Raw genomic sequence first — 21,123 nt, 5'->3', positions numbered from 1 at the left:
TGCTGCGAGAATGCCCGGGTGTCCGCTCCCGAATTCTCTTTCAAGGTTGGTACCCGGCTGGAAGGCCGTCATGGTCGATCGGGGCTGATCAGCACCCCGCACGGGGAGATCGCCACCCCGGCGTTCATCCCGGTGGGCACCAAAGCGACCGTCAAAGCGGTGCTGCCGGAGACCATGAAGGAGATCGGCGCGCAGGCGCTGCTGTCCAACGCCTATCACCTGTATCTACAGCCCGGTTCGGACATTGTGGATGAGGCCGGTGGACTGTCGAAGTTCATGAACTGGCCCGGTCCGACCTTCACCGACAGCGGCGGCTTCCAGGTCATGTCGCTGGGCGTCGGCTTCAAGAAGGTGCTGGCCATGGAGTCCGTCGGCGTGCAGAACGACGATGTGATCGCCAAGGGTAAGGAGCGCCTCGCCCATGTGGATGACGACGGCGTCACCTTCCGTTCGCATCTGGATGGTTCCAGGCATCGGTTCACCCCCGAGGTGTCCATGGGTATCCAGCATCAGCTGGGCGCGGATGTCATGTTCGCCTTCGATGAGCTCACCACATTGATGAATACCCGTGGCTATCAAGAGGATTCGCTGGAGCGCACCAGGTTGTGGGCGCAGCGCTGCCTGGACGAGCACGAGCGGCTCACGCGGGCGCGATCGCATCGCCCGTATCAGGCGCTGTTCGGTGTCATCCAGGGCGCGCAGTATGAAGACCTGCGCCGCAAGGCTTGTCGCGATCTCGAGGCGCTGCGCGGTGCCGCCGGAACGGGATTCGACGGTTACGGGATCGGTGGTGCGCTGGAGAAGCACAATCTCGGCACCATTGTCGGTTGGTGCTGTGCCGAGCTTCCCGAGAGCAAGCCCCGGCATATGCTCGGCATCAGCGAACCCGAGGATGTCTTCGTCGCGGTCGAGAACGGTGCGGACACTTTCGATTGCGTGAATCCGTCGCGGGTGGCCCGCAATGCCGCCATCTATGTGGACAGGGGCCGGTTCAATATCGATACCGCCCGCTTCCGCCGCGACTTCACCCCCATCGACGAGACCTGCGACTGCTACACCTGCGCCAACTACACCCGCGCCTACCTGCATCATCTGTTCAAGGCCAAGGAGATCCTGGCCTCGACGCTCTGCACGATCCATAACGAGCGCTTCACGATTCGCCTGGTGGACCGCATTCGCGAAAGTATCGAGGGCGGTTATTTCGACGCCTACAAGACCGAGTTCATGGGTCAGTGGCAGGGCCGCGTCAAGGCTCCGGAGGCGTAGCTTCGCGGGATCGGTGAGCCTGGCTAATCGATCCGGGGGTAACTCGTCATTGTTCGGGATGGTCCACCCGGCAACGATCGAGGGAACGCAGTTACCCAGTACGAGGAGGACCGCAGATGCCGGGATTGATCGAGGCCGATGGGTCGACCGCGGCGCGTGCTGTCCTGCGGGTGAGCGCGGTGTTCGGTTTCACGGCGGCATTGGCGCGGACCGGGGGAGCGGTCACCGACGGGCATCTCGAATTCGCCCGTGCCTGCGGACTATCCGATGACGAGATCATCGGTATGGCCAGGGATTACGCGCGCACGCGCGGTCGCCGCCCGCTGGGCGGCGACCGCGCCGTGACCGCCTACTCGTAGAGCGCCGAGCGCTCACGCGGGCGGTAGCTGGTCTCACGCTTCTTGAGGAAGGCGATGCAGCGATAGCTGATGGGCAGGATGAAGACCTCCACCAGGGTCTTCCAGATAAAGCCGACCAGTACGTAGTTGATGAAGTCGGGCCAGGTGTGGATACCGATGGCGGTGGCGGCGATGGAGCAGAACACCAGGGTGTCGCCGAACTCACCGGCGACGGTGGAGCCGATCAGCCGGGCCCATAGGTGCTTCTCCTTGGTGCGCTCCTTGATCAGCACCAGGGTGACCGAGTTCAGGAACTGGCCGACGAAGTATCCGGCGAGTCCGGCGAGCACCAATTGCGGTGTGGTGCCGAGAACATTGCGGAACGAGTCCTGGTTCTCGTAGAAGTCGGCGGCGGGCAGCCCGATGGCGATCCAGAAGGTGCCGACCATGAGCAACAGCATGCCGAAGCCGTAGTAGACGGCGCGGCGGGTGGCCTTGAAGCCGTAGACCTCGCTGAGGATATCGCCGATCACATAGGCGATCGGGAAGAGGAAGAACGCGCCGTCGGTATTGATCGGCAGCAGTTGGATCGGGCCGAGCGCGGCATGCTTGTCGGCGAAGAATTGCACGCCCTTGGTGGCGCAGATATTGGAGATCAGCAGGACCGCGGTGAAGACCACGACCACCTGCGTGTAGTAGCCCCCCGCGGCCGAGGCGAATGCTGCGTGCTCGGGCGCGGGGTGTCCAGATCGGTCTGATTCGACCGTTTTCGTATCGCTCACCCGAGCAGTATCCCCGGTGCGATCCATGGTTATGGGCTGGTGGGGTGCCTTAGGCTTGCACAATGACGCAACCCGGCGATTCCGACGAGTGGTGGAAGCAGTACGGGGGTGACAGCGCACCCAGCGAGGCCGCGCCGCCGACTCCACCACCGGCCGGATACTCTTCCGCGCCGAATCTCCAGAAGCCGCCGGGGACGCCCGGGCAGCAGCCGCTGCAATATCCTCCGGTGGATCCGGCCTCGCAGCCGCAGTATCCGACTTATCCTCCGCCGCAACAGCATTCGTCCGGTGGTTACGCGCAGCCCAACTCCGGTGGGTTCGCACAGCCGAATTCGGGTGGGTTCGCGCAGCCCAACTCCGGTGGGTTCCAGCAGCCCGGCGCGTACGGCCAGCCGCTACCCGCCTATCGGCCACCCGGGTATCAGCCCTACGGCTATCAGGCACAGGGGCTGGGTACCAACGGCCTGGCCATCGCCTCGCTGATCGTCTCGGTGCTGGGTCTGTCCACCCTGTTCTTCTGCTTCTTACCGATTGGTTCGCTGGTGGGCCTGGTGCTCGGTGTGGTGGCGCTGAATCAGGTGAAGCAGTCCGGACAGGACGGTCGCGGTCTCGCGCAGGGCGGTATCTGGGTGGGCGCGGCGGGGTTGGCGCTGGGCATTCTGTTGTGGCTGATCATCGGTGCCGCGTTCATCGGCGCGGGCGGCTCCTAGCTCGGGTACCGAAAACGAAAGCGGGGCGCATCCATTCGAATGGATGCGCCCCGCTTCGGGTTACTGTCGTCAGCCCTTGACGACCTGGGTGCCGCCGGCGAACTTGTCATGCCAGCCCTGCTTGTTCGGGTCCTGCTCGATGGTGACCGCGATGTAGATCTGCGCACCGATGCTGACCAGCCAGCCCAGGCACGGGATCAGCTGGACCAGCACGAACAGGTTGCGCTTGGCCGAGGTGGCCGGGTCCACATTGCCGCCGCCGGGGGCGAGCACCTTCAGGCCCAGAATCTTCTTGCCGAAGGTCGCGCCCTGCGAGCTCTCCAGCAGTACGAAGTAACCGAAGAGCAGAACCGGGACCAGCACCTCCCAGGCCCAGCCGAGCTTGCCCGGAAGAATGGCGTAGATGATTCCGGCCGGGATACCGACGATCAGGCTGTCGATAATGCGCGCGGCGAGGCGCAGCCACAGGTCACCCGGCTGGGCGCCGCCACCGAAACCCGGTGCGTTGTAACCCGGCTGGCCGCCGTACGGCTGGTACGGCTGCTGTCCGTAGCCCGGCTGCTGACCGAACTGCGGCTGCTGGTTGTAGGGGTCGGACGGCGGCTGCTGGCCGAAGCCGGGCTGCTGGCCGTAGGCCGGCGGCTGCTGCTGACCGTACGGATCCGACGGCGGCTGCTGCCCGTAGGGCTGCTGCGGCTGCTGACCGTAGGGATCGGACTGACCATAAGGCTGCTGGGGCTGCTGTCCGTAGGGCTGCTGCTGTCCGCCGTAAGGCTGGTCCTGCGGGTACGGCTGCTGCCCGTACGGCTGGCCGCCCTGCGGATACTGGTTGGGGTCGTACCCACCGCTCGTCATTGTGTTCGCCGTCCTCGTCGAATTCGTTCGGATCTGGGTCGAGTGCGTACGTTACGGACCTGACCAGGGTTGCAACAAGCCGTCGGGGTCGAGTCTCCATGGTTCTTTCGGCAAGGTGTCCGGCCGGAATCTGGTCAGTAACTGGGAGGTTGTGGTTGCGTCGGGGTAGCCCAGTGAGGCTGCGAGAGCGTGGAAAACCTGCGTCGGGGTCTCGCCGCGGGCGATCCGATCGTGCAGGGTGACCGCGCCGTCGCGTTTGGCCAGGCGGGCTCCGGAGGTGTTGAGCACCAGGGGGACATGCGCGTAATGGGGTACGGGCAGCCCGAGCAGGGTGGCCAGGTACACCTGACGTGGGGTGGAGGGCAGCAGGTCGTCACCGCGCACCACCTGGTCGATGCCCTGGGCCGCGTCGTCGACCACCACCGCGAGGTTGTAGGCCGGGCTGCCGTCGCCGCGGCGCAGCACCAGATCGTCGACCGCGCCGCGATAGCTGCCGAGCAGCTCATCGGTGATCTCCAGCTCGGTGATATCGGCGCGCAGGCGTAAGGCCGCTGGTCTGCCCTGCGCACGCCGTTGTGCGCGTTCGTTTTCGGTGAGATCGCGACAGGTGCCCGGATACGCGCCCATGGGTTCGTGCGGCGCGGTGACGGCCTGCTGGATTTCCTTTCGCGTGCAGAAGCATTCATAGGTGCGCCCGGCGGCGGTGAGGCGCGCGATGGCGTCCTCGTAGCGCGGCAGGCGTTCGGATTGCCGGACGACGGGTTCTTGCCAGTCGAGGCCGATGGCGGCGAGGTCGGCCAGTTGGCGTTCGGCCGCACCGGCTTTCACCCGATCCAGGTCTTCCAGCCGAATCAGGAATCCGCGCCCGGTCGAGCGGGCGAAGAGCCAGGCGAGCAGTGCGGTGCGCAGATTCCCCAGGTGCAGATCACCTGAGGGACTGGGGGCGAATCGTCCGAATCCGGGCACGATCGCCAATGCTAGGCGGGTTGCCCGGGAGTGGACGCGAGGGCCCGGCTTCGCAGTCTTCGCCGACGGGCCGGTCCTTCGCAGCCTTGCGGGCGCATACGCGGAATGCGAAGTGGCAGTGCGATTGCGGTCTCAGTGAATCCGCAGCTGCGGGCTGAGATCGGTCTCCGACAGCGGTTTCTGCTGGTCGAGCGCGGCGAGCAGGGTCTGGGCGCGGGTGATGAGTCCGGCGCTGTCGATACCGTACGGAGGAGGTCCGAAGGCTGTGAGGCGCTGCGCCGCGCGTTCGAGCAGCGTGCGAGCGCCCTTCGAATTTCCGCGTTGAATGTGGGTCAGGCCAACGGCGTACTGTGCGAGTCCCTGCCACAGCATCCGTTCGGCGAACGGACCGTTCTTCCAGGCGGCCTCGAGTACCTCGTGCGCGTTGAATGCCAGGCCCTCGTCGAGTAGGCGCTGTGCGTAGTCGAGGGTCTCCTCGGAGGTGAGCTGGAGATCATCGGGTATGCGCGGGACACCGGTGCTGCCGAAGGGCAGCGGTCGGCCGAATCTGTCACGCGGCCGGGCATTTCGAGCCCGCCCGTCGTCGTCGCGGTCGCGTCCGGTCTCATCCTGCGGCTGTTCGCCCATGCGCTCCATGATCCAGCACGCCGGTGTCGGCCGCCGGTGCGGGCGAGGATAGCCAGGAGATCCGCTAATCCATCGACAACCTAATTGCGGACTTCATTATTTATGCGCTCAATTTGTGGGCTATTTCCGGGCTAATAATTAGCTGGCTAACCTTGCCGCAAATTTGCTGATTGAAAACGAAAGAATGCGATCTCCTTATGACGAACCCTGCTAGTGTTTAGCGCGGGAAGAGCCATCGGGGGTGCATTCCCATCGTGAAGTGCAGAGAGCAGGTTGTACGGAGAGGTTGCGTGCAACTCGCGGCGTACGCAGGATCCACGAATCTCGTTGGATGCCAGCGTCACCAAGATCGATGCCAGCAAGATCTCGTGCATGACGCAGCAAAGGAGCTAGTACAGTGAATGTGGATTTCACAGGCGCCGTATGGCGCAAGAGCAAACATAGCGGCCCCAACGGCAACTGTGTAGAGGTCGCTTTTCTCGTAGACGGCAATGTCGGGGTGCGTGACAGTAAGCAGCACGGCGCAGGCCCTGTCTTGGCTTTCACCCCGGGCGAGTGGGATGCGTTCCTCTCGGGCGTATTCGACGGGGAGTTCAAGCGAGCCTGATCAGGCCGGCTGAACCGAGAAAACAGGGCCCCGAGTCGATTCGGACTCGGGGCTTTTCACTGCTTCGGTGCCGGAACCAGCTGCGCTACAGCGGGTTCAATGCCCATTCCCGTCGCTTTGCGCGCGTCGCAGCACCGCCAGCTGTTTATGCTCGGCCTCCCGCTCGACCTCGGCGTTCTGCTCGCGTTCGGCGGGTGAATCGGCGCGGAAGAAGCTGCCGGTTCCGGGTCTTCCGGCAATGCCCAGTTCGTTCATCTTGCGCGGCACCTTCGCGCCCTGATACTCGAGCGGTATCGGATGCCCGTGTTCATCCACGGGTCCGAGCGGTTGATGCAGTTCGATGTACTCGCCGTGTGGAAGTCGGCGCACCACACCGGTTTCGATGCCGTGCTCGAGCACCGCGCGGTCACCGCGCTGCAGGCCGAGGCAGAGTCGGTAGGCGGCGAGATAGGCCAGTGGCGGCAGGAACAGCAGTGCGATGCGGAAACCCCAGGTCGTCGCGTTCAGCGAGATATGGAATTGCAGCGCGATGATGTCGTTGACGCAGGCCAGGGTGAGCACCAGGTAGAACGTCAGCGACATGGCCCCGATTGCCGTGCGCACCGGCACATCTCGTGGTCGTTGCAGCAGATTGTGTCTGGCGGTGTCCCCGGTCAGCCGTTTCTCGATCCACGGATAGGTGATGAGCGCGGCGAAGATCAGCGGCATCGCCAGTGCGACCGAGAACGCGCCGGGCACCATATGGCCGAAGATATGCAGTTCCCAGGCGGGGAACAGGCGTAGGAAGCCGTCCGTCCACATCATGTAGAAGTCCGGTTGGGTGCCCGCGGAGACCTGGGATGGGTTGTAGGGCCCCAGGTTCCAGATCGGATTGATCTGGAGCACACCACCCATAATGGCCAGGACGCCGAGGGTGAAGGCGAAGAACGCGCCCTGGTCCAGTGAGAAGACGGGCACGATGCGGGTGCCGATCACATTGCGCTCGGTGCGGCCGGGGCCCGGGTATTGGGTGTGCTTCTGATACCAGACCAGGGCGATATGAGCGGCTATGAGCGCCAGCATGATTCCGGGAATGAGCAGTACATGTGCGATGTAGAGCCGCGGAATGATGATGTCGCCGGGGAAGTCGCCGCCGAACATGAGCCATTGCAGCCAGGTGCCGATAACGGGCGCGCTCATGCTGATGCCCGCGAAGGCGGCGCGCAATCCGGTGCCGGACAGCAGGTCGTCCGGGAGGGAGTAACCGAAGAAACCCTCGAACATGGCCAGGATCAGCAGGATCGCGCCGATCACCCAGTTGGCCTCGCGGGGCTTGCGGAACGCGCCGGTGAAGAAGACACGGCACAGGTGCACGATCATGGAGGCGGAGAACAGTAGTGCGGACCAGTGGTGTACCTGGCGCACGAAGAGTCCGCCGCGCACATCGAAGGAGATATCGAGTGCGGATTCGTAGGCGCGGGACATGGTTACACCGCGTAATGGTTGAAATGCCCCGTCGTAGACCACCTCCTGCATGGAGGGGTCGAAGAACAAGGTCAAATAGACGCCGGAGAGCAACAGAATTATGAAGCTGTAGAGCGCTATTTCACCGAGCAGGAACGACCAATGGGTCGGAAACACCTTGTTGATCGATCTTTTGACGAATGCCGCGGCCTGATACCGCTCATCCGCCGCATCGGCTTGTTCGGCCAGACGATTACGAGTTGCCATTGCGGTCACCCGCCCCCGAAGAGAATGGTAAGGCTTCTACTACACACGGTAGCACCCAGACCGGCTGGGCCGTATGGCCTTTCGATAGGCTCCTCCGGTGAATCGCGTGCCCGGTCCCGCTCCATCCCCGCGGCACGGCACCGCGCTGACGCCGCGGGACGCCACCATGTACTGGCTCTCCGCCCGCACCCCCAATGATCTGTTCCTGCTCTACGCCTTCGCCGATACCGGCCGGTCCACGGCGGAGCTCCGCGCCGCCCTCGCGAATCGGGTCGCCGATATTCCAGATTTGCTGGTGCGCGTGCTGGATACCCCTGCAAACATTGCGTATCCGATTTGGGCGACTTGCGAATTCATTGATGAGCAGTTCGCCGAACATGAACTACCCGTGGCCGACTGGTCCCACCTGACCGCCGCCCTGGGTACCCTGCTCGCCACCGGGCTGGACGCGGCCCACCGCCCCTGGCGCCTGCACGTCTTCCGCGACATCCAGGGCGCGCCCACCTTCGCCCCCGAAGAACCGGCCCTGATAGCGGTCCTGCAAATCTCCCACGCCTTGGCCGACGGTCGCCGCGCCGCCGCTCTCGCTCGGGCGCTCTTCACCCCTTCGCCCAGCCAACCGGTAACGGCCGAGAACAGCCGGTCCCTTCCGAATCTGCTCGACCGCATAGGCCCCACCGGCTGGCCGCACACTGCTCGCGCCATCACGGAATTCCCAATCGCGATGGCGCGCACCATAATCCGAGGCTTCTCCGCGTACCGTGCCGAACAACGCCTCGCCGAGCTGACGGCAGCCGGTGTGATCCCACCCCCACCTACGGGTGCATCGCCAAATCTTCTGAACGGCAACGGTTCCGCCCCGGAGACGCATACCGCCCGCATGATCGTCCGCCCCGCCCAGGAGCTGAGAATCCCCGGCCACACCGTCACCGTCGTAGCCGCCACCGCCATCTCCCTGGCCCTGCAGCGCTACCTCGCCACCCACGGTGATCCCGCCGAAACCCTCCTGGCCCAAATCCCCATGTCGGTTGCCGCCGACTCCGGTCCCCGCAACAGCTACCGAGACCTCTCGACAGACCTGTCCATCCGGGAGCCGAATCTCGTCCGCCGAGCCACCCTGATAGCCGCGGACCTGGCCGCCCGTCGCCAACGCGCCCTGCACCCGCTCCAGGAGGCCCGCTCCGGAGCAACCGAGGCCCTCCCCGCCCCCATCCTGCACCGAGACGTATCCACCTACCCGATAGACGTTCTCCCCGAACGGGTTTCGGGCCACACCGTAATCTCCAGCGTCCACCGCGGCCCCACCGACCTGACCTTCGCCGATGGCCGATCCCACTTCACCGCGGGCTTCCCCGCCACCGGCTCGGTAATGCGCCTGACCCACGGCCTGCACACCCTGGGCCCCAACCTCACCCTCTCCCTGCATGCCGACCCCGCAGCCATCCCCGACCTCGAAACCTATGCGGACCTGTTGGACGCGGCCCTGACCGAAGTGATCGAAGCCCTCGCCGAGTAGCGCGCGAGCGGGATTCGGGTCAGCATCGGTGCATGGAGCCGGTGGAGATCCTGCGGCGTTGGGAAGACTGCGGTGCGATCTGGCGTGTGCTCTCCCTCGGCCCTCCCGTCACCGTGGGGCTGTACCAATGCACCGGTGGCGAAGAAGTCGACCGCCTGATCTCCGCGGATCCCGACCTGTTGCGCTTCCTCGCCGGCCGAGGCGGTAACGAGGTGTGAAATGCGTTACTTCCCGACTCGTGGGAATGACGAAGGCCCCCACCGAAACTGGTTCGGTGGGGGCCTCGTGAGCGGAGGATAGGGGATTTGAACCCCTGAGGGCGTTAACCCAACCCGCGTTCCAGGCGAGCGCCATAGGCCACTAGGCGAATCCTCCGTGGAGCAATATACCGGGGGACCCCCTGCGGAAAGCAAATCGCGAGGATCGCGGGCGGCCCCGCTACTTCTTGCGGAGGCCGTCCAAAGCCTTCTGGACCTGGTCTTTGGCGATCTGAGCGATGTCATCCTTGGTAATGGTCTCGCCGCTGCCGCGGTCGACGCTGATCTTCACCTTGACCGACACATTGCTGTCCTGCGCGGCGACCGTGTAGTCGAGCACGGTGAAGGAGGAGTAGTCGCGGGTTTCGGCATGCCAGTACGCCTGTGAGCCCAGTCCGGTGACGTCACCGGAGGAGCGACCGCTGCCGGTGGTGCCGGTGTCGTAGGACTTCCAGGAGTCGTAGTCGGGCTTGCCGTACGCACTGTTGAAGTTCACGTCGAGGCTGATATCAGCCTCATTGGTGTGGTATTTGCTGGTGCTGGACTGGCTGGAGTACCCGGCGGTGCAGGACAGGCGGCCGCCGCTGTAATCGGTGGGCTTGGTCTCGGAGTGTTCGGGACTGCCCTTGGAGGTGGTGGACCACTTGGTCAGCACGGTCGGATCGATCAGGCTGCACGCGTTGCCGACCTTGTCCATGCCGTAGTTGCCGTCCATGGCCTTCTTCTTGTCATCACCGAGCGGGCTGATCGGCTTGTCCTTGCTGGTGAGCGCGATCACGCCGATCCCGATGCCGACGATCACCACCAGACCCACCACGAGGCCGATGATCCAGCCCGCCTTGCCCCCGCCACCCGACGGCGGCGGTGCGTAGTTGTAGCCACCGTTCATGGGTGGCTGCGGCGGAGCGAACTGCGGCTGCTGTTGCTGCGGCTGCGAATACCCGACCGGCGGCACGGGCTGCTGATACGCCGGCGCGGACTGATATCCCTGCGCGGGCGGAAACGCCTGTGCCGGTGGGGTGTACTGCGCCCCGGCGGTGCCGTAGTTGAGCATGGTGGGATCCGCGCCGACCACCGGCTGCCCCGCATCGGTACCCGTGGGCGGGGTGGCCCACCACTGCGCGGTCTCCTGGTGATTGGCGGGATCCTGCGGTCCGCCGGGTCCTGAGCTCGTCACTACTGGTTTCCCCTCCGGTACTGAGCGGGGCGACCCCGCGATGTCGAAAGGATCGTAACGACCATTCCTAGTTGGTGAGTGATAGTGGTGATCGCTCACCTGCGGCCCGAACGGTCTTGGCCGCCGGCGGATATTGCTTGCTGCCAGACCATTCCGGCCTCCCGTGGGGCTGGGGGTGAGGCAGGGCTGGTCATCCTCCACGCGTGCTCGGTGCGAAATTGCCGCCAGGGGCGAGGGCTGGCCCGGCACGCTCCGCTGTGCGTGACGGGGACCGCTCGAGTGACGCGACAATTTCATCCCGAGTCCGCGTCGACCGATCGCCACAGCCGCCCCGTGATGGGTGGTGACCGCAGGACCGGACTGTCCGCGTCCCATCGTTCCGCGGCCTGTGCTGCGGGCGTCACCGAAATTGAGGTCCTCGATCACGATCGTCGTGCACCCGCCGTATTCAGCCTGGTCCAGCAGGGCGCCGATCGCGGCTCGGAGGTGCCCGTCCCGCCGTGGTGCCGAAAATCCCTGACCTGCCATGGTGATTGTGGCGGGCTCGCCGACCGGGTTGCCCGTTATCGCCCCGGCCCATCGCGATGAGGTGTCGATGGTCAGGGCGCGTTTACGTTCGGCCCGATAGTCGGCCTGTTGCTTGCGGTCCAGCGCGCCCTGCTCGATACGTGCGGCGAGTTCGCGGCGATAGAGCCGGCCGTTGAAATCCCCTATCTCGCGCAGTGTTTCGGCTTCACCGGGGGTGAAATGCAGACGGGTACGAATTCGTACCCCCGCAGGTGTGGCAACGACGAACGGGGACCGGCGCCGGAACTTACCCACGTCGCTCATCATCGCAGTCCTGCGACCTGGGATAGGGGGTGGGATCCATCGCCTCAGTGCACTAACTCGAACGTACGTTCGTTAGAGATTCGGGAAAGAGCTGACCCCCGGCGGCGAAGGCAGCGGAGAGCCGCTACACTGGCCGACGGATCCAGCGCGGCGCGCATCCTGTGAACTCCCCCAGGGCCGGAAGGCAGCAAGGGTCAATGGGCTCTGCCGGGTGCGCTGGGTCCCCTTTAATTTCCGGGCCGAATTCTCCGAGTGTGCGAGGGCGATATATAGCTCCCCCTCGGCCCCGCCCACCAAGTAACGTGACCGGTTGGGTCGTCATGCGGCCCACGTACATTGCCCCTAGCCCCTGGAAAGGCTGCACTGATGCCTCGGCAGACGCAGATCGGTTTGATGAGCCATGCGGAACTCGTATCCGAACACGAGACGCAGACCGCGAACTACGCGAAGCTCAAGACCGAAAAGCTGACGCTGGACATTACCCGCGGTAAGCCCGCGCCCGAGCAGCTCGACCTGTCGCTGGACCTGCTGTCGCTGCCGGGCAATGCCGACTACCGCGACGGCAATGGCACCGATGTGCGCAATTACGGTGGCCTGCACGGTCTTCCGGAGCTGCGCGCCATCTTCGGCGAACTGCTCGGCATCCCGGTGTCGAACCTGCTGGCCGGGAACAATGCCAGCCTGGAGCTCATGCACGACGTGATCGTGTTCTCCATGCTGCACGGCAATGCCGACTCCACTCGCCGCTGGGCGGATGAGCCAGCGCTCAAGTTCCTGTGTCCCGCACCGGGTTACGACCGGCACTTCGCCATCACCGAATCGCTCGGCTTCGAGATGATCCCGATTCCGATGGATCATGACGGCCCGGATGTGCACGCCATCGCCGAGCTGGTCGCCACGGATTCGAGTATCAAGGGTCTGTGGGCGGTGCCGAACTACTCCAACCCGACCGGTGTCACCTTCTCCGAAGCCGTTACGCGGGAACTGGTTTCGATGCCGACCGCCGCCCCGGACTTCCGCCTGTTCTGGGACAACGCGTATGCGGTGCACCCGCTCACCGATACCGCCGATCCGGTGCTGGATGTGTTGGGTATGGCCGCCGCGGCCGGAAACCCGAACCGTCCCTACGTCTTCGCCTCCACCTCGAAGATCACCTTCGCCGGTTCCGGTGTGAGCTTCTTCGGCTCCTCGACCGCGAACCTGGACTGGTATCTCGGGCACGCCGGTAGGAAGAGCATCGGCCCGGACAAGGTGAATCAGCTGCGTCACCTGCGCTTCTTCGGCGATGCCGAGGGTGTGCGCACGCATATGCAGAAGCATCGCGCCATTCTGGAGCCGAAGTTCAAACTGGTGCTGCGCATCCTGGAAGACCGTCTCGGCGCCTCGAAGGTGGCGTCCTGGACCGAACCCAAGGGCGGCTATTTCATCAGCCTGGATGTGCTGGAGGGCACCGCGACCCGGGTGGTGGCGCTGGCCAAGGAGGCGGGTATCGCGCTGACTCCGGCGGGCTCGTCCTACCCGTACGGAAAAGACGTGGATGACAAGAACATTCGCATCGCCCCCAGCTTCCCGTCGCTGGGTGAGCTGGAGCAGGCCATGGACGGCCTGGCGACCTGCGTAGTGCTCGCCGCCACCGAGAAGCTGCTGGGTATCGCCGGCTGAACGCCGAACACGGCGAGCGGTTACGGGTCGTGACAACTGATTTCGTGAGTTGGGGGTAACTCGTCGGGGGCGGCGGAAGGTGCCCACGCGCCAACCGCCGGCACGCGTGCCGGCGGTTGGCGCACCTGAGTGCTGCGCTAAAGGTTCGGGGAGGCGGACTGCTTGTGGGCCAGCACCGCGAAGATGGTCACCGAGAGGTGAATGTCACCGCTGGCGGCGCCCGCCTCCAGATCGGCGATGAGCTGATCGCGCTGCGGCTCGGTGATCGATCCGCGCGCCACCGCCATATCCGCGATCCGCGCGACCAGCGCACCCGCGCCGATCCCGCTCTCCTGTACGAGCGCGTGCGAGCCGATATCGTCCACGACCAGTCCGGCCGCGGTGAGCTGTCCGGCGAGCCGCCGTCCGGCGTAGGGGTTGGTGGTTCCGGCGACCATGGTCTCGATGACCTGCCGCACCACATCGCGGTCGCCGGGGTGCACGATCGCGGTGCCCCAGTCGCTGTCCATGACCACCACGCGCCCGCCCGGCTTGAGTACCCGGGCGATCTCACCGGCCGCGCGGGCGGGCGAGGTCAGATGCTGGAAGACGCGCTCACACAGCGCCGCGTCGAAGGTCTCACTGCCGAACGGCAGGCCGTAGGCGTCCCCGGAGACGAATTTGGCGGTGGATTCGTGCTGCTTGGCGCGGCGTTCGGCGGCGTTGAGCAATTGCGGGTCGGGCTCGACGCCGAGCGCGGTCCCGGTGGGACCCACCCGGTCGGCGAAGGCGAAGACCTCGGAGCCGGTTCCGGAGCCGATATCGACGGCACTCTCACCGGGTTGCAGGGCCAGGGCGTCCTGCGCCCAGTTCCGCAGTCGCCGAATTCCGGGTAGGGCGGCCTGCAAATCCTGGACATCGACCAGTTGATCCTGGCCGTCGCGGTCGAAACGGTCCGGTCGTGAGCCGAACCCAGCGCCATCGTGCGGCATGGTTCCCACTCTAGAAATAGCCATGGTGTCGGGCATGCCGACGAGCGTAGTCGTGACCCGGGTCACCGCAACGTGGGATGGGTGGGAGAATCGCCGCATGGTGAGCCGCGCTGTGTGTATCGCTCAGGACCCCGCCGCCGACGCCTTGCTCTCGGCGGACGATTTCGCGCTTTTGGTGGGTATGACGCTGGATCAGCAGTTCCCCATGGAACACGCGTTCCGTGGCCCGCAGAAGGTCGCCGATCGGATGGGCGGGTTCGATATCGGCAAAATCGCCGCCGCCGATCCCGCCGAATTCGAGGAGTTGGCCGCGACCCCGCCCGCCATCCACCGCTACGGTCGCTCGATGGCCCGCCGCGTGCAGGAGCTGGCGCATTTCATCGTCGAGAATTACGACGGGGAAACCTCGGGCCTGTGGACGGTCGGCGATCCGGATGGCAAGGAAGTTCTGAAGCGGCTCAAGGCGCTTCCCGGTTTCGGTGATCAGAAGGCCCGAATCTTCCTGGCGCTCTTGGGCAAACAGAAAGGATTCACGGGCAAGGGCTGGCGCGAGGCCGCCGGTGCGTACGGCGAGGACAACTCCCGCCGTTCGGTCGCCGATGTCGTCGATGCCGAATCCCTTTCCCAGGTCCGGGAATTCAAGAAACAGGCCAAGGCCGCCGCCAAGGCGAAGTAGTACCTCGTGCGCGATCGATCGAATCAAGCTGTGTTTTCAGCTCCGGTAGTCGCGCGGTCTGCTCGATGCTCGCGGCCGAGATTTGACGGTGTGACCTCGGAGTCGTTGAACTAACGCGCGGTGCGAATGGCCCGGCGCATGGCCGACACCGGGTCGGCGTAGAACACGCTGAGCGAGGTGACCGCCGCCGCGAACTCCTGCACCCGCCCACCGAATCGGCTGATCCGCAGATCCGCCGTCGGCAGTGTGCTGCTCTCGGCGAAAGCCTGTGCCACCCGCTCCATTCCGGGCCGATACCCGGTGAAACCCTGACCGCCCAGCACCACCCGATCGGGATTGAACATATCCCGCACCAGAGCCGCTGTGCGCCCGAGGATTTCGGCCCGCTCCAGCAGTGCGTCGCGCGCGGCGGCCGTACCCGCGTCGGCTGCCCGGTACAGATCGGCGATCACCGGACGGCGCTGCGCCTCCGGCTTGGGCAGCAGACCGCGGCGCACCGCCCGCTCCAGGAAGAAGCGCTCACCGATGGTGGCCTCCAAGCAACCGCGCCGGCCGCAGGTGCAATCGGCATCCGAGCCGGTCGGCAGGTGCGCGATGGAGCCCGGACCATTCGCGGGCGTATGCACCCGATCATGCAGGGTCACAGCGATACCGGCGGTTTCCCGCGCGTAGATGTACAGACTCGAACCCGGTCGCGGCCCCGCACCGGGTTCGCGACCGGCCAGCAGCAGTTCCGAGGCGGCCATGGCCTCCACATGCGCGGAGACCGAGACCGGCAGATCCAGCACACCGCTGAAGACCGCCGCCACCGGCGCGGCCTGCCAGCCCAGGCGCGGATGATCCACCACACCGGCGGCCGGATCGACCCGGCCCGCCAGCGCCACACCCGTCCACAGCGGACGACGGCGCGGCAGTCGATCCAGGAAGGCCTTGGCGCTGCGCGCCACTATGGTCAGTGCCGCGTCCTGATCCGTTTGGGGCGTGGCGATTTCGAGTCCGCCCAGAATCCGGCCGGAGAGATCGGCGGCCACGATCCGGGTGAGCGTGGAGCCGATATGCACGCCCAGGGTCACGAACGAATCGGTATCGACCTCGAACGGAATTCGCGGACGGCCGACCGCGCCGGAGGCGGTCAGATCGGCGCGCTCACGCAGTAGACCGGCCGAAAGCAGCGCCGAGACTTGGCGATTCACCGTGGCGATGCTCAAACCTGTGCTCTGTGCGGCGATATCGCGGAAGATCGGGCCGCGCGTCGCCGCCCGCAGCACTGCCGCGGCCGGATTGTCGGTCATGCGAAGCTCCGGCGGCACCGCGGGGCGGGCCGGGGCCGGACGAGCGGTGGTGACAGCGCCGCGGGTGCGTTTTTCCAGGGTCGGACTGGTCATTATGTGAAGTCCTTGCTGCGGTCCCGACCTGGGCACAGGGGGACGAATGCCTACACGAAGAGATTTCAGCGGTGCAGCGAGGAGGCCCGGAACGGGTGCCGAATCAACGAGGATTCGAGGCGGAACGAGGTCAGAACTCGGCTGCGGGCAGGCAGGGGCAACACAGTTCCCGCTGGCGAGGCAGCCGCACACCCAGCGCCACGGTCACATAAGTGACCCGTGCGACATAAGTGTGGTTGGCAGACATGTGCACAAAGTTAACACTCCGCGCGAGGACGGCGGAACCGGTTCTCTCATATCTCGAGAAATGAGTGGCACCTCACGCCGAGTCAGATCGCGTCGGCGAACAGCTTCTCCAGCTCGGTGATGAAGTACGGGAAGTGCGCGGCGAACTGGTACAGGTCATGATCGGCCTCGAAACCGCCGAACCAGTACAGGCCGGGGGTGCCGTCATCGGTGGGATTCAGATTCCGGAAGGTCCGCACCCACTGGTCGGTGCGGCGTCCGGCCACCATGAACGGCAGCGCGCGGGAGAAGATCATCTCCTGATCGGGCGGCGGAAGTTGCTGTGGCACAACGGTATCGAGGCTGCGCAGCATAGCTTGCACCCGCTCGGCCAACTCTCGCCCGAGCGCGGTGCGGGACGGCAGGTAGCGGGGGAGCAGCAGTGCCGCCACCCCACCCAGGATCAATGCCACCCCGATCAGAGCGTGACCTGGACCGAGCGCCAGCGCGAGCGTGGTGATCGCACCGGCGACGACAAGCGTTGCCCCGAGCCAGAATTCGAAACCCTTGCGCGTGCGGTCGATGAAACTGCCCTGCGCGGTCGCCTCGTCGATCAGGGTGCGGCGCACCGTCCGCACATTCACCTTGTCCCGCAGATTCGACAGCAGTACCGCATCGGTGCCCTCGGGCAGGAACGCCTCGTACACGGCGCGTTCGGACGCGGTGAGCCGATCATCGATCGGATTCATCCGGCTGATCCGCCAATCGGATTCACCGATGACCGCGACCCAGAGATAACTGCGCACCGCCAGATCCACCACGGTGGCCGCCATATCCGGGGCATCCACATAACCGTCCACCAGCAGTCCGGCCGTACCGGGCAGAATGCCGTCGGGGGAGGTGAACTGCACCCGATTACCGTTGCGCTGCAGCGGATCCAGCACCTGCGTCCCCGCCGGCTGCTGCCTGCGCGCCCACACCACATATCCGCCCGCCGCCGCCAGCGCGGCCAACAGCACCCCGAACGCCGCGAACACCGGACCGGTCAGTGAGAACGGACCGGGCGCATCGTCATCCTGGATATCGGCATTGGCCTTGACCGTGCCCGGCGGCACCTGCAGGGTCACATCGATCAGATCGCCCTTGCGCAGATCGGTCTTCTCCAAATGCGCCACCCCATCGGGCTCGACGCGAATATCCGCGCAGTCCTCCGCCTTTCCGGGCGGGCCGATCGTGCACTTGGTGACACCCATCCGGAAATCCGGACTGGTCATGGTGACACTGATCGACGCCACATCGGTATTGAGCACCCCGCTCCACCGGAACGTCTGCGCACCACCGGAATCGGCGACCGTATTGTGCACCGTGTATTTGAACGTCACCTGCCCCGAACGCGCGGCAATGGTGAACCGGTCATCCGCGACGGTGGCCTCACCATCACCGGTGGCCTCGATATCGGACACCTGAAAGGTGCGCTGCACGGCCTCGGTGACCTGCACCCGCAACGGCAGCACCTGCCGGAACTCGCTGCCCTGCGGCACTTCCACGGTTTCCACCACCCGCAGCAGACCATCGTCGCCGAGATCCACGTCGGCGGTGATCTTGACCCCGTCGGGCTGCTGCGACTGGGCGGCCGGGGCTGCTACTCCCGCCAGCGCGAGCAGCAGCGCCACGAGGACGCCGCCCCGAAAAATCTGCATGGATGGTCACTCTAGCCAGCTTGCTATTCTTCCTCAGCGGCTGTCGGCTATCGGTTCAGAACGAGGGGGTGCGGGGGTATGACTCGCCCACCGTCCGGCTATGGGCCGAACACACCGGGTGGCTGGCCCGCGGAGCCGGATCCGCGCCGCGCCCAACAGCCGCCCGGACAACCGCCGCATGGCAATCCGTCCGGTTATCCACCGCAGCCCGGCGGGCGTCCGCATCAGCCGGGGCGTCCACAGCAGCCATCCCAACCCGGCGGTTATCCACCGGGGCCCGGGGGTTATCCCTCACAACCCGGTGGCTATCCGGTGCAGCCGTCCGGACCGTACGCCCCGCCCGGCGGTTTCCCGATGCAACCGCGCACCGGTTATCCACAGCGTTCGGGTTATCCACAGCGACAAGGGTTTCCGCCGCAGCAGGGGCACGGCCCGCCGCCCACCTTCGCCCAACCGCGGCAGCCCGCCTACCGCCCACCCATGCCGCCGCCCGCCGCGCACACCCAGACCGGTATGCCCGCGCAGCAGCGGCCCGCGCCGCCGCGCCGTCGCCGCTGGGGCACCCTGGTCGTCATTCTCATCCTGCTGGCCTCCACCGTCGTGTTGCGCACCGCCATCCGAACCGGCTTGAGCGCCTTGGGAACCGGCGACAAGGTACAGACCGGCTACAGCAACGATCCGGGCAGTGAGAACGCCGGTGTCGCCAAGACCTCGGACAATCCGCTGGTCACCGATGACAGCCTCACACTGATTCCGGAGAAGTGCGACTATTCGCCCTGGGGCACCGACGTCGAGGTCGCACGCACGTTCTTCGAAACGGCCGCAAGCTGTCTCGCGCAAGCCTGGAAACCGCTCTTCGACGACATCAACCTGCCGTTCCAGCCGCCCAAGCTGAATGTCTCGGCCACCACCAGCGGTATCACCACCCTGTGCACCGGCAACAGCAGCAACTTCGCCGCCTTCTACTGCTCGGCCGATATGACCATCTATCTGCCGATCAGCCAGTTGCAGACCGAGATCTACAAGAACAACTGGGTGGTCTACCTGTCGGTGTTCGCACACGAATACGGCCATCACGTCCAAGCCGAATCCGGCATCCTCGGCAAAGTGCACACCCAGCGCCGAGAGGCGGGCGCGCGCAGCGACACCGGCCTGGAACTGTCCCGCCGCACCGAACTTCAGGCCAACTGCTTCGACGGCATGTTCCTGTCGTCCTCGAACAGCGGCGGCTCCCTGAGCAACGCCCAGGTCGGCGTCGCCCGCAATGACATGTACCACCGCGGGGACGCCGCCGGGGATATGCGCGACCACGGCACCTCCCAGAACGGCGGCGCGTGGTTCGAGCTCGGCTACGACAAGAACCGCACGGTGCGGTGCAACACCTTCGCGGCCCCGACCAACAAGGTGAACTGACGAAAACGGCCGGGGCGGCGAGTAATTCGCCACCCCGGCCGTTCCGGTTCCTTCGACTCAGTGCCCGAACGGCCCCTCGCCGATCCGCTTGACCTGATGCCCGTGCCCGTTCACGCCCTCGGCGTACGCGGTCTCGGCATGCAGCGCGAAGTCGATACCGCCGATCTCCTCCTCGCGGCTCACCCGGAATCCGATGGTCTTGTCGATCACCTTGCCCAGTGCGAACGACACGGCGAAGGCGAAGGCCGCCACCGTGACAACGCCAACCAGCTGCTTACCCAGCTGACCGAGCCCGCCGCCGTACAGCAGCCCCTCCGCACCGCCCTGGCCCGTCATGGCGCGATTGGCCAGGAAACCGATGAGCAGCGTGCCCACAATGCCGCCGACGAAGTGCACGCCGACCACATCGAGCGAATCGTCGAAGCCGCCCTTGAACTTCCAGCCCACCGCGAACGAACACACCGTGCCCGCCACGACACCGACGATCAGCGCGCCCATGGTGTTCACCGAACCGCAGGACGGGGTGATGGCGACCAGACCGGCCACCGCACCCGATGCCGCACCGAAGGTGGTCGGGCGACCGTCACGCACCTGCTCGACAATGAGCCAGCCCAGCATGCCCAGACACCCCGCCACCAGCGTATTGAGGAAGACCGCCGCGGCGGTCGCATTGGCGGCCAGGGCCGAACCGGCATTGAAACCGAACCAGCCGAACCACAGCAGACCCGCACCCAGCAGCACGAACGGCAGATTGTGCGGGCGCATGGCGTCGACCTTGAAGCCGATACGCGGGCCGAGCACGATCGCCATCGCCAGTGCCGAAGCGCCCGAGGCGATCTCGACGACCAGGCCACCCGCGTAATCCAGGGTGCCGAGCGAGGCCAGCCAGCCGTCGGGCGTCCACACCCAGTGCGCGATGGGTGCGTACACGATGAGCGCCCACACCGGAACGAAGATCATCCACGCGGAGAATTTGGCGCGATCGGCAATCGCGCCGCTGACCAGTGCCACGGTGAGAATCGCGAAAGTCAGCTGGAAGGTCACGAAGAGCAGTTCCGGAATTCCGCTGCCCGCGTGCACAGTCGTGGGATCAATTCCGGAAAGTCCGAAATGACCGAGATTTCCGATGAGCCCGCCACCCGCGTCATCCCCGAACGCCAGGCTGTACCCCGCCACCAGCCACACCACGGTGACCAGCGGAATCGAGATGAAACTCATCATGAGCATGTTCAGCACGCCACTGGAGCGCACCATGCCGCCGTAGAAGATAGCCAGGCCGGGCGTCATGAGTAGCACCATGGCGGTGGCCGCGAGCAGCCAGGCCGTGGCGGCCGGATCGATGTTCATGGGTAACTCCTTCCGCGCGTTATCGCGTTGCAGGGAAGTTACCGAAAACTCACGTTTCCGCGCTGTTACGAAAATGAGAAGTTGGATACCTGTACGTAACAG

At 65.5% G+C, this 21,123-nt stretch carries 19 protein-coding genes, 1 tRNA gene and 1 other RNA gene; 10 read left to right on the top strand and 11 right to left on the bottom strand.

Annotation, left to right across the window (positions count from 1 at the left end; translation table 11 throughout):
• Positions 1-18: 18 nt before the first annotated feature.
• The gene (tgt, locus tag OHB26_RS10315; protein ID WP_330183965.1) at positions 19-1,266 is read left to right on the top strand and encodes a tRNA guanosine(34) transglycosylase Tgt; all 1,248 of its coding nucleotides are present in this window, start codon (positions 19-21) and stop codon (positions 1,264-1,266) included.
• A 116-nt stretch (positions 1,267-1,382) separates the two neighbouring features.
• Entirely contained in the window at positions 1,383-1,625 is a 243-nt protein-coding gene (locus tag OHB26_RS10310) for a hypothetical protein (RefSeq protein WP_330183964.1), read from the top strand.
• Here OHB26_RS10310 and OHB26_RS10305 read toward each other — a convergent pair.
• Positions 1,616-2,413, bottom strand: a complete 798-nt coding sequence (locus OHB26_RS10305) for a queuosine precursor transporter (RefSeq protein ID WP_442942895.1) — start codon at positions 2,411-2,413, stop codon at positions 1,616-1,618. The two genes, OHB26_RS10310 and OHB26_RS10305, sit on opposite strands and share 10 nt — an antisense overlap.
• 35 nt (positions 2,414-2,448) lie before the next feature.
• Between OHB26_RS10305 and OHB26_RS10300 the strand changes: the two genes are divergently transcribed.
• Positions 2,449-3,096, top strand: coding sequence for a DUF4190 domain-containing protein (locus OHB26_RS10300; RefSeq protein ID WP_330183962.1), 648 nt, complete (start codon positions 2,449-2,451; stop codon positions 3,094-3,096).
• Between the two features lie 69 nt (positions 3,097-3,165).
• Here OHB26_RS10300 and OHB26_RS10295 read toward each other — a convergent pair whose 3' ends face one another.
• The 3 genes from OHB26_RS10295 to OHB26_RS10285 all read right to left on the bottom strand — a co-directional run bounded on the left by OHB26_RS10295 (position 3,166) and on the right by OHB26_RS10285 (position 5,544).
• Positions 3,166-3,951: an RDD family protein gene (locus tag OHB26_RS10295; protein ID WP_330183961.1), complete on the bottom strand. Its 786-nt coding sequence runs from the start codon at positions 3,949-3,951 to the stop codon at positions 3,166-3,168.
• Positions 3,952-4,002: 51 nt separating this feature from the next.
• Positions 4,003-4,917 (bottom strand): tRNA glutamyl-Q(34) synthetase GluQRS, encoded by a 915-nt coding sequence (gene gluQRS / locus OHB26_RS10290; RefSeq protein ID WP_442942894.1) that lies wholly within the window; start codon positions 4,915-4,917, stop codon positions 4,003-4,005.
• A gap of 132 nt (positions 4,918-5,049) precedes the next feature.
• Positions 5,050-5,544 (bottom strand): DUF309 domain-containing protein, encoded by a 495-nt coding sequence (locus OHB26_RS10285; protein WP_330183960.1) that lies wholly within the window; start codon positions 5,542-5,544, stop codon positions 5,050-5,052.
• Positions 5,545-5,941: 397 nt separating this feature from the next.
• Here OHB26_RS10285 and OHB26_RS10280 point away from each other — a divergent pair, with 397 nt between their 5' ends.
• Positions 5,942-6,151 (top strand): DUF397 domain-containing protein, encoded by a 210-nt coding sequence (locus OHB26_RS10280; RefSeq protein WP_330183959.1) that lies wholly within the window; start codon positions 5,942-5,944, stop codon positions 6,149-6,151.
• Between the two features lie 96 nt (positions 6,152-6,247).
• Here the strand turns inward: OHB26_RS10280 and qcrB are convergent, their stop codons facing one another.
• Complete coding sequence (gene qcrB, locus OHB26_RS10275; protein ID WP_330183958.1) at positions 6,248-7,861, bottom strand: cytochrome bc1 complex cytochrome b subunit; 1,614 nt, start codon at positions 7,859-7,861, stop codon at positions 6,248-6,250.
• A gap of 97 nt (positions 7,862-7,958) precedes the next feature.
• Here qcrB and OHB26_RS10270 point away from each other — a divergent pair, with 97 nt between their 5' ends.
• Together OHB26_RS10270 and OHB26_RS10265 are read left to right on the top strand one after the other, a co-directional pair.
• A complete protein-coding gene (locus OHB26_RS10270) occupies positions 7,959-9,377 on the top strand; it encodes a wax ester/triacylglycerol synthase domain-containing protein (RefSeq protein WP_330183957.1) in 1,419 nt (472 codons plus the stop codon).
• 32 nt (positions 9,378-9,409) lie between these two features.
• Complete coding sequence (locus tag OHB26_RS10265; RefSeq protein ID WP_330183956.1) at positions 9,410-9,595, top strand: hypothetical protein; 186 nt, start codon at positions 9,410-9,412, stop codon at positions 9,593-9,595.
• Positions 9,596-9,667: 72 nt separating this feature from the next.
• On the opposite strand, the gene OHB26_RS10260 is transcribed toward OHB26_RS10265, so the two are convergent.
• Together OHB26_RS10260 and OHB26_RS10255 are read right to left on the bottom strand one after the other, a co-directional pair.
• Positions 9,668-9,752 (bottom strand) — tRNA-Ser (locus tag OHB26_RS10260).
• A 63-nt stretch (positions 9,753-9,815) separates the two neighbouring features.
• The gene (locus OHB26_RS10255; protein WP_330183955.1) at positions 9,816-10,811 is read right to left on the bottom strand and encodes a hypothetical protein; all 996 of its coding nucleotides are present in this window, start codon (positions 10,809-10,811) and stop codon (positions 9,816-9,818) included.
• Between the two features lie 966 nt (positions 10,812-11,777).
• Here OHB26_RS10255 and ffs point away from each other — a divergent pair.
• Positions 11,778-11,872, top strand: an RNA gene (gene ffs / locus OHB26_RS10250) — signal recognition particle sRNA small type.
• Between the two features lie 136 nt (positions 11,873-12,008).
• Positions 12,009-13,304 (top strand): aminotransferase class I/II-fold pyridoxal phosphate-dependent enzyme, encoded by a 1,296-nt coding sequence (locus OHB26_RS10245; RefSeq protein ID WP_330183954.1) that lies wholly within the window; start codon positions 12,009-12,011, stop codon positions 13,302-13,304.
• A gap of 137 nt (positions 13,305-13,441) precedes the next feature.
• Here OHB26_RS10245 and OHB26_RS10240 read toward each other — a convergent pair whose 3' ends face one another.
• The gene (locus tag OHB26_RS10240) at positions 13,442-14,275 is read right to left on the bottom strand and encodes a methyltransferase domain-containing protein (protein WP_330183953.1); all 834 of its coding nucleotides are present in this window, start codon (positions 14,273-14,275) and stop codon (positions 13,442-13,444) included.
• A 97-nt stretch (positions 14,276-14,372) separates the two neighbouring features.
• On the opposite strand from OHB26_RS10240, the gene OHB26_RS10235 reads away from it, so the two are divergent.
• On the top strand, positions 14,373-14,951 hold the full coding sequence (locus OHB26_RS10235) for an HhH-GPD-type base excision DNA repair protein (RefSeq protein ID WP_330185569.1): 579 nt from the start codon (positions 14,373-14,375) through the stop codon (positions 14,949-14,951).
• A 110-nt stretch (positions 14,952-15,061) separates the two neighbouring features.
• Here OHB26_RS10235 and OHB26_RS10230 read toward each other — a convergent pair whose 3' ends face one another.
• Both OHB26_RS10230 and OHB26_RS10225 read right to left on the bottom strand, forming a co-directional pair.
• The gene (locus OHB26_RS10230) at positions 15,062-16,336 is read right to left on the bottom strand and encodes an ROK family protein (RefSeq protein WP_330183952.1); all 1,275 of its coding nucleotides are present in this window, start codon (positions 16,334-16,336) and stop codon (positions 15,062-15,064) included.
• Between the two features lie 329 nt (positions 16,337-16,665).
• Entirely contained in the window at positions 16,666-18,261 is a 1,596-nt protein-coding gene (locus OHB26_RS10225; protein ID WP_330183951.1) for a DUF2207 family protein, read from the bottom strand.
• 78 nt (positions 18,262-18,339) lie between these two features.
• Here OHB26_RS10225 and OHB26_RS10220 point away from each other — a divergent pair, with 78 nt between their 5' ends.
• A complete protein-coding gene (locus OHB26_RS10220; protein WP_330183950.1) occupies positions 18,340-19,674 on the top strand; it encodes a neutral zinc metallopeptidase in 1,335 nt (444 codons plus the stop codon).
• 57 nt (positions 19,675-19,731) lie between these two features.
• Here the strand turns inward: OHB26_RS10220 and OHB26_RS10215 are convergent, their stop codons facing one another.
• A complete protein-coding gene (locus tag OHB26_RS10215; protein ID WP_330183949.1) occupies positions 19,732-21,021 on the bottom strand; it encodes an ammonium transporter in 1,290 nt (429 codons plus the stop codon).
• Positions 21,022-21,123 lie beyond the last annotated feature (102 nt).

This window comes from Nocardia sp. NBC_01503 (genome assembly GCF_036327755.1).
In the GTDB taxonomy this organism is placed as follows: domain Bacteria; phylum Actinomycetota; class Actinomycetes; order Mycobacteriales; family Mycobacteriaceae; genus Nocardia.
Note: the sequence above shows the minus strand (reverse complement) of the source record. Positions and strands in the feature narration are given on the sequence as shown.

Bases quoted from the DNA above. Each gene is read 5' to 3' on its own strand.
- qcrB (WP_330183958.1), bottom strand. From the start codon at position 7,861: ATGGCAACTCGTAATCGTCTGGCCGAACAAGCCGATGCGGCGGATGAG.
- OHB26_RS10225 (WP_330183951.1), bottom strand. From the start codon at position 18,261: ATGCAGATTTTTCGGGGCGGCGTCCTCGTGGCGCTGCTGCTCGCGCTG.
- OHB26_RS10300 (WP_330183962.1), top strand. From the start codon at position 2,449: ATGACGCAACCCGGCGATTCCGACGAGTGGTGGAAGCAGTACGGGGGT.
- OHB26_RS10240 (WP_330183953.1), bottom strand. From the start codon at position 14,275: ATGCCGCACGATGGCGCTGGGTTCGGCTCACGACCGGACCGTTTCGAC.
- OHB26_RS10230 (WP_330183952.1), bottom strand. From the start codon at position 16,336: ATGACCAGTCCGACCCTGGAAAAACGCACCCGCGGCGCTGTCACCACC.
- OHB26_RS10235 (WP_330185569.1), top strand. From the start codon at position 14,373: ATGGTGAGCCGCGCTGTGTGTATCGCTCAGGACCCCGCCGCCGACGCC.
- OHB26_RS10215 (WP_330183949.1), bottom strand. From the start codon at position 21,021: ATGAACATCGATCCGGCCGCCACGGCCTGGCTGCTCGCGGCCACCGCC.
- OHB26_RS10285 (WP_330183960.1), bottom strand. From the start codon at position 5,544: ATGGGCGAACAGCCGCAGGATGAGACCGGACGCGACCGCGACGACGAC.
- OHB26_RS10265 (WP_330183956.1), top strand. From the start codon at position 9,410: ATGGAGCCGGTGGAGATCCTGCGGCGTTGGGAAGACTGCGGTGCGATC.
- OHB26_RS10310 (WP_330183964.1), top strand. From the start codon at position 1,383: ATGCCGGGATTGATCGAGGCCGATGGGTCGACCGCGGCGCGTGCTGTC.
- OHB26_RS10305 (WP_442942895.1), bottom strand. From the start codon at position 2,413: ATGGATCGCACCGGGGATACTGCTCGGGTGAGCGATACGAAAACGGTC.
- OHB26_RS10220 (WP_330183950.1), top strand. From the start codon at position 18,340: ATGACTCGCCCACCGTCCGGCTATGGGCCGAACACACCGGGTGGCTGG.
- OHB26_RS10245 (WP_330183954.1), top strand. From the start codon at position 12,009: ATGCCTCGGCAGACGCAGATCGGTTTGATGAGCCATGCGGAACTCGTA.
- OHB26_RS10295 (WP_330183961.1), bottom strand. From the start codon at position 3,951: ATGACGAGCGGTGGGTACGACCCCAACCAGTATCCGCAGGGCGGCCAG.